This is a genomic window from Maribacter sp. 1_2014MBL_MicDiv (assembly GCF_001865655.1).
Lineage (GTDB): Bacteria > Bacteroidota > Bacteroidia > Flavobacteriales > Flavobacteriaceae > Maribacter > Maribacter dokdonensis.
The window spans coordinates 2,099,446-2,114,652 of sequence record NZ_CP011318.1 but is presented as its reverse complement, the minus strand read 5'-3'; the positions used below and the strand labels follow the sequence as shown (position 1 = coordinate 2,114,652).

Here is a 15,207-nt window from a genome sequence, read left to right as displayed (position 1 = left end):
TATGCAAATACATAAAATTATACTTTATAGTCATAGTGGAGAAAAACGAGTTTTACCGTTCGAAATTGGTAAAGTCAACATAATAACGGGAGAATCGAAATCGGGAAAATCTGCATTGATTGAAATAATCAATTATTGTCTAGCTTCAAGCGGTTGCGATATTCCAGAAGGAATAATACGTGATACTGTTTCATATTTTAGTATTCTAGTAAAATTTAAAGATTCAGAGACTGCTTTTATTGCACGTGAAAACCCTAACGTAAAGGGTGTTCAAGCATCCACAACAGTTTGTTTAATTAGGAATTTAGGAGATAACTTACCTGAATTAGAGGAGTTAAATTCTAATTTAAACATAGACTCTCTAAAAGAGTTTTTGACTCGAAAAATTGGTGTTTCGGAAAATGTTCACGTTCCTGATTCATTAACTAGAGAACCGTTAAAGGCAAATTTCAAACATTCACGTTTTTATTGCTACCAACCACAATATTTGGTTGCTGACCCATATCAATTATTTTACAATCAAAATAAAGAATTTGTTCCCCAATCTATAAAAGATACTCTTCCTTATTTTTTAGGAGCAGTGAATGAAAATTCTTTAGCTATAGAAAGCGAAATAACACAACTTAAAAAACTATTAAATAGGTTGTTAAGAGAAAAACGAGAGTCAGAGAAAATAAAATCGGAAGGAATTAGTCAAGCCTTTTCTCTTATTGATGAAGCAAAGGAAATTGGCATATTAGAAAAATCAGTCAACCCACAGAACCAAAAGGATGCTTATTCATTTTTAGAATATGTGTCAAAGTGGGAATATCAACCATTGGAGGTTAAAGCGGAAAACTCAGCGCTAAAAGAATTAATTGACAAAAGAAGTGAGTTAAAAACTGAATTAAGTAAAATATCAGACAATAAAAAGGCAGCAACAGACTATCTGAAAAACTCATTTGGTTACACATCAGAAGCAAAACAACAAGAAGTACGACTAGAATCAATTAATCTATATAACGACTCTAATCAGGATAAATCATTATGCCCACTGTGCGAAAATGATTTGACCAATCCAATACCTTCAATAGATAACATAAATAAGTCCTTAGCAAATATTAGAGAAGACCTAAAGTTTACCAAAGCTGAAAGCCCTAGGATACAATCCTATATTGACTCTGTAGAAATGCAATATCATTCATTAGAAACAGATTTGAAAAGGGTTGAAAAGAGTATTTCAGCACTCTATGTCCAAAATGAAAAGGCAAGAACCGTAAGAGACCTAAATTTACGAAGAGGAAAGATAATTGGTCGCGTCAGTTTATTTTTAGAAAGTGTTGTTGTCGAACAAGAAACAGAAAGTATTGAATCTAAAATTGAAAATTTAAAAACTAGAATTACTAACCTCGAAAAAGAAGTTGATAGCGATAACGAAAAAGAAATGTTATTGTCAATATTAAATAAAATCAATCTTCAAATGAGTAAATGGGTAGAGGGTTTAGATGTCGAATATGAGGATAATCCAATTAGGTTTGATATCAATCGGTTAACTATGTTTATTGATTCTGAAACTAAGCCAATTGCTTTGCCACAAATTGGTAGTGGTGCTAATTGGGTTGCATATCATTTGCTTATTGTATTTGCACTTCATAAACATTTCATTCAAAACGACAGACCTGTTCCAAATTTTATAATTATTGACCAACCAACCCAAGTTTATTATCCACCAGAAAAGAGTGATAATGTCGTTGAAGTAAGTGCAGATGAAATAGCAGTAAATAAGATGTTTGATTTTATGTTTAATGTGGTAGAATCATTGACACCAAATTTACAAGTCATAATTACAGACCACGCTTATCTTAACAATAACAGATTTAGAAATTCGGTTACTGAAATTTGGAGAGATGGATTGAAATTAATTCCGAATGATTGGCTACCAAAGGAAGGAACAAGCACTGTGTACAACAATGTATAAAAATAATAGCGGTTTAATCGCCAAAACGAAAGTAAGTAAATATAAAAAATGGTCTGTGTTTAGCCGAAAAGTAAGTGCATTTAATCCGCTACTATTCTTATACTAGACGTTATGCGCAAGCAGAAAAAAACCATTCTGAAATAAATGATATTTAAAGGAATTAATGACCAAACTGTTGAATTTAGCATAACTAACTACCAGTTTCCTGAAATAAGTGATTGCGAATATGACTCAAATTGGTTGTTGGTTTATTTAAAAGTAAAAAGTGATTTCGGAAATTGGGAAACGATTGACCCTTCACTTTTGGTAAAAGATTTAAAAGAAATAATCGAATGGTTTGAGAAACTCTCAAATGACATTGAAACGGATTCTGATTCGCTTGTGTTTATGGAACCGAATTTGGAATTTGAATTAATAAAAAATCAATCGGATTTAAAAACTGTGCGACTAAAATTTGACTTGGAATCTCGACTGCAAAATGCAAATGATAATAAAGAATATTATGTTGACTGCGAAATGGACAATGCGGAATTGAAAAAAGTTGCGAAGGAATTGACTAAAGAATTAGAATCGTTTCCCGAAAGAGTAATCGGATGAAAAAAAGCCAGCAAACAACAAAGCCTGAACGTAATGCGGAGTTTAGGGCAAAGCCAAAAGGTCTGCGTATTTTTATAATGTCGCTGCCCCGATAGCTATCGGGAATAGATTTAGCTTTGGATAAGAAAAAATAAAACTTAATAATAAGCTTTAGCTGCGTGCTAAGAAGGCAACAAAAGGTTTTCTTGCCCATGTACTAAACTTCACCAAACGGATGGCTACAAGCTAAAAACCTAACAAGATTTAGAATTCAGGCAACCTTTTAATTAGATTTTGCGTCTTTATAGATACAAAGGCACTTGAATTCTAAAACTTTAAAGGACATGTTAGCAAACCCAAAGGTGAATATCAAAATTAAACTTGCTTGTTTATGGGTATCAGCAACTTTCTGTTATTTATATGGAGATTATTTTGAACTCTATACACCAGGAAAAATAAACAGTTTACTTACCGGAGAAAATATATTAGATAGTCCCACTAAATTATTAATAGCCTCAATGATTTTGGCAACTTCATCAGTAATGGTTGCACTTTCAATTATCCTAAAACCGAAAATAAATCGTGTTCTGAATATTGTATTTGGAATATTGTTTACAACAATGATGTTATTTATTGGCTTCAATTCAAATACTGAATGGTATAGTTTCTATGTATTCTTGGCATTTTTAGAAAGTATTATTACCGCATTAATTGTTTGGTATGCATGGCAGTGGCCTAAAGAAAAACCAATACTTTAAGAAAAAAGCCAGTTGCCTTCAACGTATATAATGTATTGTTAGTTCTAGTCTACTTACCAAAATTCATACAGATTGCCTATTCAGTTTTTATTTTCTAATTTAGGTACTTAACCACGCAGCAAACCAAAGCCAAACACGTTGAGCGTCATTATGATAACCCACTAAACAATGATAAAATTCTTTAGAAAAATTAGGCAAAATTTGCTCTCCGAAAGCAAATTCAGTAAGTACCTTATATATGCTATAGGAGAGATCATTCTTGTTGTCATTGGGATATTGATTGCGTTACAGATCAATAATTGGAATGAAAAACAAAAAGAAGAAAAGAGTGAACTATTAATCCTTAAAACGCTACAAAAAGATTTTATCGAGAATAAAAAAATGTATTCGGAAATTGTTGATAAACAGCAGTTTGTTATTGATAATTGTAAATCACTAATAAAATGTTTTGAAAATAAAGATGTTGAATACAAAAGAGATTCTATTGGTACATTTATCTACTATGGTGCTTTTAATTACTATAGGGCAGAACCTATCTTAGGAAGTTATGAAGCTTTGATCGGAAGTGGAGATTTAAAAATACTGACCAACGAAACCCTAAAATCAAAACTGGCTTTATTTTCATCTGAAATAAATCAAGGATTTGAGGATGAAATATCAGCTATGAATTTACTGAATACATTAAATGATGAATTTTCATCAATTGGAACCTTATTTTTAGATCATAAACTTAGACAGTCCATGGGCTTAGGCAAGCTTAAAGAAAATATTGAGATAAAGGATAAAACAATTTCAGACTTATATCAAAATTCCAAAATTCTACATTCACTAGCTATGAAAACAGGTGCTGAACTTAATAGATTAAAACTACATATTAAAATGTTAGATTACTCCACTGAGATATTGAATTTGATTGAATCTGAACTACAAGAGAAAGAATAAAGCAAGTACAAGAACGTATAGTTCCTTATTTCCCACTATTCTCACCCGAGACCAATCTTTGCAAATAAAAATCTCAATTACTTTTTATCCGTGATTTCATTTCTAGGTCCATCACAAGAAAATCCATAGGTTTAATTCCTATTTCTGTGCCCAACCAACCCGTTTTTGTCATCAAAAAAACAAACCGCTTGGTTTGTTCAGCATATAAAACACCCATTCAACATTACATTCCTTGTATTTTACCGATGCTTGTGCCATTTCCGTCGTTGCTTACTACAAATTTCAACTCCATCTACCAGTAAAAAACAGACTTGTTGGTCGGTTCACCACTTCAAGTCAATTAGATGGGAGAGTCTATCTAAGAGATAAAAAACAGCTATTGTAAGCAAGACGATAATGAAATTACCATAATTTCTTACTTATTAGTATCTTACCTTTCTATGCCCGATAAAATACATCTTGAAAATATCTTGTTTTTAGATATTGAGACCGTGCCAGAAAAAAGTGCTTTTGACCAGTTGGATAATACCACCAAAGAACTGTGGGCTCATAAATCTCAATACCAACGAAAAGACGAAATTACGGCAGAGGATTTTTATGAACGTGCCGGTATTTGGGCGGAGTTTGGTAAAATCATTTGTATTTCGGTAGGTTATTTTATTATTCAAGGTGACCGTAGAAGTTTTAGGATCACCACATTTCACGGTGAAGAAAATAAGCTTCTACAGGATTTTAAAGACCTATTGGACGAGCATTTTAACCATGCCAAGCATGTGCTTTGCGCCCATAACGGTAAGGAGTTCGATTTCCCCTATATTGCCCGTAGAATGATTATTCACGGCATATCATTGCCCCAAAAACTAGACTTGTTTGGCAAAAAACCCTGGGAAGTACCACACATAGATACCATGGAGCTTTGGAAGTTTGGTGATTACAAGCATTATACCTCCCTAAAATTAATGGCACATGTGCTGGGCATACCATCGCCCAAAGAGGATATTGACGGCAGTATGGTACGCGTGATCTATTATGAACAGAACGATTTAAACCGTATTATTACCTATTGCGAATTAGATGTGCTTACTACCACCCAGGTCTATTTACGGCTAAGAAACCAACCGGTATTAAAAGATGATGAAGTAAAGAAAGTAGCCAAAAAATAGATTTGAGTTAAAAAAAGCATCTAACGATATAAATACATGACTAATGATGTAATTTTGTTTGTACCATCATTGTTTTAAAAGCGACTTATTTATGAAAAAGTGCATCCTATTATTCTCGGTAATTGTCTTAGTAGCAAGCTGTGTGCAAGAAAAGGAAATAAGCTCTATAAATCCTGAAAACTGGACCAAGAGAAAGGCTACCATAAAAACGATGGATTCTTTAGAGCATGGTAAATCTTACTTATCCATCTATTCCCAAATATATAGCAGCTCTGAGCATAAGACCCATAATTTAACGGCTATGGTAAGTTTACGCAATACCAGTGATATAGACACCATATACTTGACCAAGGCCGAGTATTTTGATACCCATGGCGTATCATTACGCAACTATTTTAATCACCCAATATATTTGGCACCTCTTGAAACCGTAGAAATCATTATTGATGAAATGGATGTTGAAGGTGGTACAGGTTCTAATTTTATTTTTGAATGGCATGCACCCAAAAATTCCCCGGAACCATTGTTTGAAGGCGTAATGAATTCCACTGTTGGGCAACAAGGACTTTCGTTTACTACACAATCCAGAAGAATTAATTAAAGCTATTTAGTACTTATAGAACTTAGTACTCTTATTAACATCAAAATCCTGAATCTGTAAAACGTAAAGACCAGAAGGCAGGTCAGAAACGTTGATTCTTGAGTTTGTGGCCGCATCCATTTTTAATTCCACACCGCTAGTGCTCATTATTCTATAAACCGCCGTATCCGATGTTTTTACGTTCAACTGAATTTCATCTACCGCAGGGTTAGGGTAAACATTAAAAGGAATTTGAGAATCGGCACTTAAAGCGCTTAACGTTTCCAATTGGGTCTCTTCGCCCATAAAAGTAAACGTAGCTACATCACTATATTCAGAAGCAATGTTCTGTGAGCAGAATGTTCTTAATCTAAAAGAGTAGGTTTGATCCAATGACAATCCCTTCCAAATAAAGCTATTGACAGAAATATACTCGGTAGTCCATTCTTCCTGATATATTTCTTTATACTGAATTTCATATAAGGCATCCTCACTATCATTCCAATTTAATGTTACTTGAGCTGCTTCTGCTTGTTCTAAAGCAACTTCAGGAGCATCAATAGAACAAGAAGTCATTAAAACGCCAGATACGATCAAGGAAAAATCTTGAGCATCGTTAACAAGTTCTCCCTTATGGGTAACGGTAATGGTATACGTACCACTTGCATTGGGAATTTCAATTCTTTCAAAAGGATCTACTTTATTATCCCCTTTGGTAGCTGCACTATTGGCTTGAGCTGGGTTCAATTTCCAAGGTAAAAAGGTTTGTCCGTTTTTTGTAACTCTTATATCAAGATCGTTTACCAAGGCAGCCGTTGTGCTGTTCAGCTCACCCGTATTTACAACACTAGATTGTACATCTGTCCAAGAAATAGAAGCGATCAATGTGTCATCACCATTGGCAGTAACCTCAAATGAAAATGAATCGCCGTTTTGTAAAGACTCTTCTGCCACATGGCTTGTAAAATCTTTATTGTTCAATAACTCGGCAGCACTTTTAGCATTCATGATACCCCATCCCATTTTGTAATCAGGACCTTCAGCATCTATATCATCTGCAGTATGCAAAGCCAAACCTTTTAAGGTAGCGGCTTTCATGTACGCACCGTAAAGCTCTTCATGATATTGTTGCAACAATAATAACGAGCCAGTAACCCCAGGTGTAGCCATTGACGTACCCGAAGATGTTTCATAACTAGTATTGCTGGCAGCATCTGTAGACAACACAGAACCACCGTTACCTGCCAAATCTGGCTTAATTCTACCATCATCAACAGGACCAAAGCTACTGTATGCGGAAACATCGGCACTTTTTAGGTTTCCGTTGTTATCTATTTTAGAATTGGCACCGGCAACCGTAATATTGTTCTTAGAAATTGTAAAACCCAATAACACATCAAATCCGTCTGCAGTTTTACCGTATGTAGGTGTGTCATTATCCATGCTTTTTTGAGCATTTCCAGCTGCGGTAACCATTAAATAATAAGGAGCGTTGTACATAATTTTATCCCAGTCCTGAGCAACTTTGGTATAGGCACCAAAATACCAATCTGGTACACGATCAGCCTTAATCCCGTAAGAGTGGTTAGAAAGCAAAAGACCATTGGCAGCTGCTTCTGCTACCTCTATTTTATCTCTTGTCCAATCGTGAGAAATAACATTGGCCTTATTAGCAACGCCTCTAGCATCTTTTTTAAGACCTGTAGAGATAATACTGCCCGTAACATGGGTAGCATGGGTATCTACTTCAGAATTCTCATCTCCGATCGCAATTCTAGAAGTATACTCTACATGATGTTGTAATGCAATACCGGCATCCCAAACCCCAACGTTCATACCATCACCGTTTAAATCCAAACCCATCAAACCATCTGTATTTAAAGTACTTGCTCTTGACACCAACCCTGCTTCATCTGAATATGTTTCGTAGTATAGCGGACTACCATCTGCACCTATACCCTGTAATTCTATTTTTTTACCGTTGGCCAACGTTTCTTTAATTTTCCAATTGTTCAGTTTGGCCACCTCTTTTAATTTTGTTCTTTCAAGAGCGTATTCAGAAATTAAGTTAGACCTGAAATTTGCCAAAGCCGTTTTCTTATTGTTTTCCGAAATTTGCAAACGTTGTTGAGAGGTTTGTGCCATGGCCATTTGGCCCATAGTGAACACAAATAATAGTAGCAAAAGTATACTACTAGCACGGTAGGTAGATTTGTAGGTAGTCATCGTTAGGTTATTATTGTAAGATTTGGACTACAAATATAATAACCATGGGCAGTGTTCGGTGAATGAACACTTTTATTCGATGAATTACCTAAACATTACGGCGAACCTGTTGTGAAAACGCTATTTTTTGATGTGTAGGATTTTTCTTTCCAATTCTTTGCCTGTTAAGAGTTGAAAGTAAACATAGCATAAACCGGAAAGTGATCGCTATAACCTCCTAGATATTTGTCAGAAACGAAGGTTCTATACGGAGTACCTTTATATTTTCCCTTCTTTTCCCTAAGCGATTTATGGTCAAAAATATCCGCCTTATCAAAACTATGGGTTTTCTTCTCATAATTGAAAAATGAATTGGAGACCAAAATTTGATCGAACATATTCCACTTGCTTCCATACACGGAAGACCCTCGGCTATTTGGTATATGCAAAGTTTCCATAGGGTTAAATAGTCCGGCTTCATCTTTTAAAGTCTGCATACTTAAAGAAGATGGATCATCATTAAAATCGCCCATGACAATAATATTGGGGTCCAATTCTTCCATTTTAATAGCTTCAATACGCTGAATTATTTCCTTTGCCGCAATTATGCGTTTATATTCCGTCTCAACACCGCCATCTCTTCTAGACGGCCAATGATTTACAAATACATGCACCAACTCTTTATTCAACTCTCCCTTTACATATAGTATATCTCTTGTGGTATCCCTTACGCCCCCAACATTGTCTACCAACAAAGCCAATGGTTCTGCATGCAACACTTTAAAAAAGCGTTTACGGTAAATTAGCCCAGTATCTATACCACGTTCATCGGGAGAATCAAAATGTATAAAACCATAGTCCACATCATCTAAAGGATCGGTATCTAACAATGCCTTGAGCACACTATTGTTCTCTGCTTCCGCCACACCTATTAAGGCAGGTGGGTAAGGGTGTTCCTCATCCCCTATCTTAAAAATAGTTTTGGCAAGTTTTTGGAGTTTACGTTGGTATTTTTCAACGGTCCATTTTTTTACTCCATTAGGGGTAAAATCCTTGTCCAAAATATTCACATTGCGTTCTGGATCAAATAGATTTTCTAAATTGTAGAAAGCAACCGTGTAGCGCTGTTTTTTAGTCTTTTTCTTAAAAAATGGTAATCGCATGTATACTATTAATGAGTAAACTACTTCAGAGCACGTACTCTTGATTATCGAGTCAATAAAAATACGAAATAGCTTATGGGTAATTGCTTAATTTTGCACTTTACGGTATTATGATAGAAAAGAAGAGTATAGATTATGAAAAAGCGGTTCTTATTGGTATTATCAATAAGGAACAGAATGAAGAAAAGGTAACTGAGTATTTAGATGAGTTAGAGTTCCTTACCTACACCGCTGGTGGAGAAGTAACCAAAAGGTTTGTACAACGTATGGATGTACCTAATCCAAAAACACTGATCGGAAGTGGTAAAATGGAAGAGGTTGAACGTTATGTTCAAGAGAACGAAATAGGTTCTGTTATTTTTGATGACGAACTATCACCTGCACAACAACGTAACATTGAAAAAATATTACGCTGTAAGATCATTGATAGAACAAGTTTGATCCTGGACATTTTTGCACAACGTGCACAGACCAGTTATGCCCGTACCCAAGTAGAGCTGGCACAATATGAATATTTGCTGCCAAGACTTACCGGACTTTGGACCCACCTTGAACGACAAAAAGGTGGTATAGGTATGCGTGGACCCGGAGAAACCGAAATTGAAACGGATAGACGTATTGTACGTGATCGTATAACACTGCTTAAAAAGAAGTTAGCGAAAATAGACCGCCAAATGGAAACCCAAAGAGGTAACCGTGGCGCTTTGGTACGCGTTGCTTTGGTGGGGTATACCAACGTGGGCAAATCTACCCTAATGAACGTTATTAGTAAGAGCGATGTTTTTGCCGAGAACAAACTGTTTGCCACCTTGGATACCACGGTAAGAAAGGTAGTTCTGGGCAATTTACCCTTTCTTTTAAGTGATACGGTAGGATTTATTAGAAAACTACCTACGCAATTGGTAGAAAGCTTTAAAAGTACCTTAGATGAAGTTCGTGAGGCAGATTTGCTTTTACATATTGTAGATATCTCTCATCCACAGTTTGAAGAGCATATAGACTCTGTAAACAATATTCTATCGGATATTAAAAGTTCGGATAAAAAAACCATCATGGTCTTCAATAAAATAGACCAGTATGAGCATGAAACCATTGATGAAGACGATTTAGTTACCGAGCGTACCGGAAGGCATTTTACCATTAATGATTGGAAACATACCTGGATGGAAAAAGTGGGTGACCGTGCTATTTTTATCTCTGCATTGAACAAAGAAAATTTAGATGAGTTTAGAAAACGTGTCTATGATGAGGTAAGAGACATTCATGTAACCCGTTTTCCTTATAACAATTTTCTTTATCCAGAGCATTTGGACGAATACTAAATACCAATTTTAATAGAATTGATGCAGTTCATCGATGAAATGAAACCGATGGTAAATCTCACCACACAATGCGATCAGTTCACAACATAAATTGTTTTCAGCAAGACCTTATGCATTAATTTTACAGTGTGCTTAAGCAAAGGTATTGACCCCAAATCGATATTTTACTTATGAAAACAAAAAGTAAAACCCCAAATTTTACGATAATTACTTAACCGAAAAAAGCCCTCTTAACAGAGGGCTTTTTTAATTTGTACACTTAAAAAAACTTCTTATACTTAGAACGCATAGTTAAGACCTACCAAGAAGTATGTCTGTAACTTGTTATCTACAGTATCAAATGTTTCAGCAGGGTTATCAGCTAATGCGAAATTTAAAGCTTCTTGCTTATTATCACGTAAACCAAATTCAAAACCTAAGCCAATACCGTTCCATAGCGTGTAACCAAAAGAGTTAATCCAAGTTAAGTTAGAAAGGTCTCCGCTCTTGTAGCTTTGAAACATAGAAAGGTTAGACTTGAAATTGATCGCTCCAAACTTTTTGGTATAATCGGCAACGATCTTAGCACCTAAAGAAGACTCAAAAACTGCATCGTTATCACTAAATACAAAGTTGTAGTTTAATGGGTGTATTACAACCACTAAATTGGCGTTAGGGTTCCAAGTAGCACCAACACCTAAATCAAGGTATCCTGGATCGTTGAAGTTATCTAGTATAGTAGTTCTATATTCACCTAAACCAGAAATGGCCCACGTTTTGCTAATATTTCTACCGTAAAGAGAAGTGATGTTAAATACATCGGTACCTTTTTGAAAGCTATCATCATCGGTATCGTCGTTCTTATCATCGAACTTTACCCATCCAAGGTTTACATTCGCAGAATTTCTCCAAAAGAATTTTTCTTCCTTTAAGTTGGCAAACGCATTTACGGTTACACCAATGTTACCAGAAGCTAAATCTGGAGTTCCTTGACCATACCAGTTGTTAAAGCTGCTCAAGTTTGCACCAATAGTACCAAAGGCACCTTTTTTCCAACCTGGCAAGGCGTCAATTTTACCTTGTATAGCATCTGCTCTACCTTGTATAGCCGCTATTGAATCTTTAGCTGCACCTAACTGCGTTTTTAATTCCTCTTCCGTTTGAGAAAAACCAACGGTTGCCACAAAAGCAAGAGCTAGGGTTAATACAATTTTCTTCATAATACTTAATGTTTATAGTTTATAGTGGCGCAAAGGTAATATTATTGACGCCATCTATAAAAAGGAAAATGTTATTTTCTTTTGTATAAAGGCACAGAAGAGCAAGCCTCACCGTACATGATAGACTTTGCTACAGGCTTTAAACGCTCAGCCAGAAAAAGATATGCGTTGGCAGGAACAGGTTTTTTACTACAACCTTTTATAATAATTAATCTATCTTGATATTCTGATATATCTATATTTTCAATTACGGATTGATATATACTGGTTTCCAGATCTACCAATGAACCCTGTACCGCCTTTTTGGCAATACCGCTAAGCTTTACACTTAGCAATAAGTAAGCCCAGCCAGGTATTATGGCATCTGTGGAACAATGCATGGCAACGTATGCATCTTTATATTGCGACCAGTCATGGGCATCAACAAAGGCTCTAAATTCTTTTTCTTTGAGAATAAAGCCTTCATACAGCCAATCTTTGATGTCCAAAACCATTCTTTCACCTTTTGGATAGTAATCCTCAAGATTAAAGGTGATCAATTTGCTCTGGGCAACTTTATTTACAATTTCATCTTCCATAGAAGCACGTTATCAATTGCTTGGTCTAATTAAAGTAGACCTAATTCTAATTTAGCCTCTTCGCTCATTAAATCTTGGGTCCAAGGTGGATCAAAAGTAATTTCAACCTCTGCATCTTTAATGGCATCCAAAGATTTTACTTTCTCTTCAACCTCTGCAGGCAAGCTTTCCGCTACAGGGCAGTTAGGAGAAGTTAGGGTCATTAAAATCTTTACTTCATTGTCCTCGTTCACCAATACATCATAAATTAAGCCTAATTCATAGATGTCCACAGGAATTTCCGGATCATAAATCGTTTTTAAAATACGAACAATTTTCTCCCCTAATTCTGCACTATCTTCTGCTATATTTTCGTCACTCATAATTTCTATTCTTCAATTTGTGTTTGATACGCCACTGCGTATAACTTCAGTTGTTTGATCATACTCACCAAACCATTTGCCCTTGTGGGCGATAAATGCTCTTTTAATCCAATTTCATCAATAAATTGGGTATCCGCATCTAAAATATCTTGTGGCTTTTGATTGCTGAACGCCCTAATTAAAATGGCAATAATACCTTTTGTAATAATGGCATCACTATCCGCGGTAAAAACCAACTTATTATCTTCAAGCTCCGCATGTACCCAAACCTTGCTTTGACAACCTTTTATAATATTATCATCGGTCTTGAATTCTTCTTTGATCAATGGCAAAGATTTGCCCAACTCGATCATGTATTCATACCGTTGCATCCAATCATCGAACATGGAAAATTCGTCTATTATCTCTTCTTGAATCTCTTTTATTTCCATTGCTTTATTTTATACAAAAATACGATAACAATTGATGCATTTCAAACCTTTACATTACCAATGAAACTTTGTGTTACAACAACATGCTTTTTGCTTTTAAAACACCGGCGATAAGCACATCTACTTCATCTCTGGTATTATAAAATGCAAAACTTGCACGCACGGTTCCCGGTATTTTAAAGAAGTCCATTATGGGTTGAGCACAATGATGACCTGTACGTACCGCAATACCCAATTTATCTAGAATGCTACCCATATCATAAGGGTGTATACCTTCTATATTGAATGAGATCACAGACGTTTTGTTCTTAGCTGTACCGTAAATTTTAAGTCCGTCTATCTTCAATAGTTCTTGCGTAGCGTACTCTAATAATGCTTGTTCATACTTGGCAATTTCCTCAAAACCTATGGCATTCATATAATCCAATGCCGCGCCAAAAGCAATACCACCACAAATATTAGGCGTACCCGCTTCAAATTTATGAGGCAAATCAGCATAGGTAGTTTTCTCAAAAGTAACCTCCGCGATCATTTCGCCACCACCTTGGTACGGTGGTAATTTACTTAGCCACTCTTCTTTACCGTATAGCATACCAACTCCCGTTGGTCCACATATTTTATGGGCGGAGCAGGTATAAAAGTCAACATCTAAAGCTTGTACATCTGCCACTAAATGCGGAGCTGCCTGTGCCCCATCAATTAATACGGCAGCGCCAACCTTATGTGCCTTTTCTATTATTTCTTCAATAGGATTAATGGTACCTAACGCATTTGAAATATGATTGCAGAATACCAATTTCGTTTTATTGGACAACAACTCTTCGTACGCATCCATCAGTAACTCCCCTTCTTTATTCATTGGAACTACCTTTAAAATTGCACCGGTACGCTCGCATAACATTTGCCAAGGCACAATATTGGAATGATGTTCCATGGCAGAAACAATTACCTCATCACCTTTCTTAATCAATGCAGAGAATCCGTTGGCAACAAGATTTATACTATGCGTTGTTCCGGACGTGAATATGATTTCATAAGATTTTGCAGCATTAAAATGCTTTTGAATCTTTAATCTAGCCTGCTCATATTTATCTGTGGCCTCTTGTGAAAGCGTATGCACCCCACGATGTATGTTGGCATTGTAGTTCTGATAATAATCTACAATAGCATCAATAACCTGTTGTGGCGTTTGCGATGTAGCGGCATTGTCCAAATAGACCAATGGCTTACCATTTACCTCACGCTTAAGAATTGGAAAATCTTCTCTTATCTTTTTAATATCTAACATAGTCAATCTTCTTATATACAAAGATACCCGATAATGAAAACATATCGGGTATGAAGGGTATTGTAATATGTAATTTTAGAATCTAAATCCTACTCCTATTTTTAGGCGATCTATATTTTCTCTAAAATCAATGTTTATTCTTTCATTATCAAATACAACCTCATCTTTAACTTGAAGTAAAATCATATCATACTTTAATTGCAAAAAGAATCTTGATGATATATCATAGGAGATTCCGATATCAAAATTGAATCCTCCATCAGCACCACTGCGATCTGAAAAATCTGTACCTGAAATTGATCCACTAAAATTATTACTCACAACAGAATAACCAACACCGACCATAGGATGCCATTTTGGTGCAAATGGCACACTAAACTCCGCAAACAACTTCGGTTGAAAAAGATATGTTTTAGACTTGAACGTATCTTCATTATTATTACCTGCTTTGTCATATACAAAACCACCATTAAGGTCTAAACCCAAACAAACTAAGTCTGTTCTAAAAAAGCGGTATTTTATACCTAAATCAATTGCTCCATCATTATTGGAAAATGTACCATCATCTAATGTGAATGGGTAATTAGCCTCAACACTCCATTTCTGATCTTGAGCATGTAAAACAATACAGGTAAAAGCTAAAAATGAGGTAAGTAAAAGTCGTTTCATAAAATTCCAGTTAA

At 35.5% G+C, this 15,207-nt stretch carries 15 protein-coding genes; 7 read left to right on the top strand and 8 right to left on the bottom strand.

The features are described from left to right. The first annotated feature begins 1 nt into the window (after window position 1). The 6 genes from YQ22_RS08915 to YQ22_RS08890 all read left to right on the top strand — a co-directional run bounded on the left by YQ22_RS08915 (window position 2) and on the right by YQ22_RS08890 (window position 5,997). Complete coding sequence (locus YQ22_RS08915; RefSeq protein ID WP_071340908.1) at window positions 2-1,957, top strand: DUF3732 domain-containing protein; 1,956 nt, start codon at window positions 2-4, stop codon at window positions 1,955-1,957. Between the two features lie 144 nt (window positions 1,958-2,101). Then, a complete protein-coding gene (locus YQ22_RS08910) occupies window positions 2,102-2,554 on the top strand; it encodes a WapI family immunity protein (protein ID WP_071340907.1) in 453 nt (150 codons plus the stop codon). 323 nt (window positions 2,555-2,877) lie between these two features. Further along, window positions 2,878-3,291, top strand: coding sequence for a DUF6326 family protein (locus YQ22_RS08905; protein WP_071340906.1), 414 nt, complete (start codon window positions 2,878-2,880; stop codon window positions 3,289-3,291). Window positions 3,292-3,459: 168 nt separating this feature from the next. Next, entirely contained in the window at window positions 3,460-4,233 is a 774-nt protein-coding gene (locus tag YQ22_RS19185; protein WP_071340905.1) for a DUF6090 family protein, read from the top strand. A gap of 440 nt (window positions 4,234-4,673) precedes the next feature. Beyond that, a complete protein-coding gene (locus YQ22_RS08895; RefSeq protein WP_071340904.1) occupies window positions 4,674-5,396 on the top strand; it encodes a 3'-5' exonuclease in 723 nt (240 codons plus the stop codon). A 91-nt stretch (window positions 5,397-5,487) separates the two neighbouring features. Next, window positions 5,488-5,997: a DUF3124 domain-containing protein gene (locus tag YQ22_RS08890; protein ID WP_071340903.1), complete on the top strand. Its 510-nt coding sequence runs from the start codon at window positions 5,488-5,490 to the stop codon at window positions 5,995-5,997. A gap of 6 nt (window positions 5,998-6,003) precedes the next feature. Here YQ22_RS08890 and YQ22_RS08885 read toward each other — a convergent pair whose 3' ends face one another. Next, complete coding sequence (locus YQ22_RS08885) at window positions 6,004-8,202, bottom strand: S8 family serine peptidase (protein ID WP_071340902.1); 2,199 nt, start codon at window positions 8,200-8,202, stop codon at window positions 6,004-6,006. Window positions 8,203-8,366: 164 nt separating this feature from the next. Continuing rightward, window positions 8,367-9,344, bottom strand: coding sequence for an endonuclease/exonuclease/phosphatase family protein (locus YQ22_RS08880; RefSeq protein WP_071340901.1), 978 nt, complete (start codon window positions 9,342-9,344; stop codon window positions 8,367-8,369). A gap of 110 nt (window positions 9,345-9,454) precedes the next feature. On the opposite strand from YQ22_RS08880, the gene hflX reads away from it, so the two are divergent. Beyond that, entirely contained in the window at window positions 9,455-10,666 is a 1,212-nt protein-coding gene (hflX, locus tag YQ22_RS08875; RefSeq protein ID WP_058104467.1) for a GTPase HflX, read from the top strand. A gap of 278 nt (window positions 10,667-10,944) precedes the next feature. Here the strand turns inward: hflX and YQ22_RS08870 are convergent, their stop codons facing one another. The 6 genes from YQ22_RS08870 to YQ22_RS08845 all read right to left on the bottom strand — a co-directional run bounded on the left by YQ22_RS08870 (window position 10,945) and on the right by YQ22_RS08845 (window position 15,193). Further along, window positions 10,945-11,865, bottom strand: coding sequence for a DUF3078 domain-containing protein (locus tag YQ22_RS08870; protein WP_058104468.1), 921 nt, complete (start codon window positions 11,863-11,865; stop codon window positions 10,945-10,947). Between the two features lie 71 nt (window positions 11,866-11,936). Continuing rightward, entirely contained in the window at window positions 11,937-12,443 is a 507-nt protein-coding gene (locus tag YQ22_RS08865) for a DUF2480 family protein (RefSeq protein WP_058104469.1), read from the bottom strand. Between the two features lie 29 nt (window positions 12,444-12,472). Next, window positions 12,473-12,805, bottom strand: a complete 333-nt coding sequence (locus tag YQ22_RS08860; RefSeq protein WP_058104470.1) for an SUF system Fe-S cluster assembly protein — start codon at window positions 12,803-12,805, stop codon at window positions 12,473-12,475. A 5-nt stretch (window positions 12,806-12,810) separates the two neighbouring features. Beyond that, a complete protein-coding gene (locus YQ22_RS08855) occupies window positions 12,811-13,236 on the bottom strand; it encodes a SufE family protein (protein WP_071340900.1) in 426 nt (141 codons plus the stop codon). A gap of 73 nt (window positions 13,237-13,309) precedes the next feature. Continuing rightward, a complete protein-coding gene (locus YQ22_RS08850; protein ID WP_071340899.1) occupies window positions 13,310-14,524 on the bottom strand; it encodes an aminotransferase class V-fold PLP-dependent enzyme in 1,215 nt (404 codons plus the stop codon). A gap of 75 nt (window positions 14,525-14,599) precedes the next feature. Next, window positions 14,600-15,193: an outer membrane protein gene (locus YQ22_RS08845; RefSeq protein WP_071340898.1), complete on the bottom strand. Its 594-nt coding sequence runs from the start codon at window positions 15,191-15,193 to the stop codon at window positions 14,600-14,602. Window positions 15,194-15,207 lie beyond the last annotated feature (14 nt).

Bases quoted from the DNA above. Each gene is read 5' to 3' on its own strand.
- YQ22_RS08890 (WP_071340903.1), top strand. From the start codon at position 5,488: ATGAAAAAGTGCATCCTATTATTCTCGGTAATTGTCTTAGTAGCAAGC.
- YQ22_RS08870 (WP_058104468.1), bottom strand. From the start codon at position 11,865: ATGAAGAAAATTGTATTAACCCTAGCTCTTGCTTTTGTGGCAACCGTT.
- YQ22_RS08865 (WP_058104469.1), bottom strand. From the start codon at position 12,443: ATGGAAGATGAAATTGTAAATAAAGTTGCCCAGAGCAAATTGATCACC.
- hflX (WP_058104467.1), top strand. From the start codon at position 9,455: ATGATAGAAAAGAAGAGTATAGATTATGAAAAAGCGGTTCTTATTGGT.
- YQ22_RS08915 (WP_071340908.1), top strand. From the start codon at position 2: ATGCAAATACATAAAATTATACTTTATAGTCATAGTGGAGAAAAACGA.
- YQ22_RS08885 (WP_071340902.1), bottom strand. From the start codon at position 8,202: ATGACTACCTACAAATCTACCTACCGTGCTAGTAGTATACTTTTGCTA.
- YQ22_RS08860 (WP_058104470.1), bottom strand. From the start codon at position 12,805: ATGAGTGACGAAAATATAGCAGAAGATAGTGCAGAATTAGGGGAGAAA.
- YQ22_RS08850 (WP_071340899.1), bottom strand. From the start codon at position 14,524: ATGTTAGATATTAAAAAGATAAGAGAAGATTTTCCAATTCTTAAGCGT.
- YQ22_RS08895 (WP_071340904.1), top strand. From the start codon at position 4,674: ATGCCCGATAAAATACATCTTGAAAATATCTTGTTTTTAGATATTGAG.
- YQ22_RS08880 (WP_071340901.1), bottom strand. From the start codon at position 9,344: ATGCGATTACCATTTTTTAAGAAAAAGACTAAAAAACAGCGCTACACG.
- YQ22_RS08855 (WP_071340900.1), bottom strand. From the start codon at position 13,236: ATGGAAATAAAAGAGATTCAAGAAGAGATAATAGACGAATTTTCCATG.
- YQ22_RS08905 (WP_071340906.1), top strand. From the start codon at position 2,878: ATGTTAGCAAACCCAAAGGTGAATATCAAAATTAAACTTGCTTGTTTA.
- YQ22_RS08910 (WP_071340907.1), top strand. From the start codon at position 2,102: ATGATATTTAAAGGAATTAATGACCAAACTGTTGAATTTAGCATAACT.
- YQ22_RS19185 (WP_071340905.1), top strand. From the start codon at position 3,460: ATGATAAAATTCTTTAGAAAAATTAGGCAAAATTTGCTCTCCGAAAGC.
- YQ22_RS08845 (WP_071340898.1), bottom strand. From the start codon at position 15,193: ATGAAACGACTTTTACTTACCTCATTTTTAGCTTTTACCTGTATTGTT.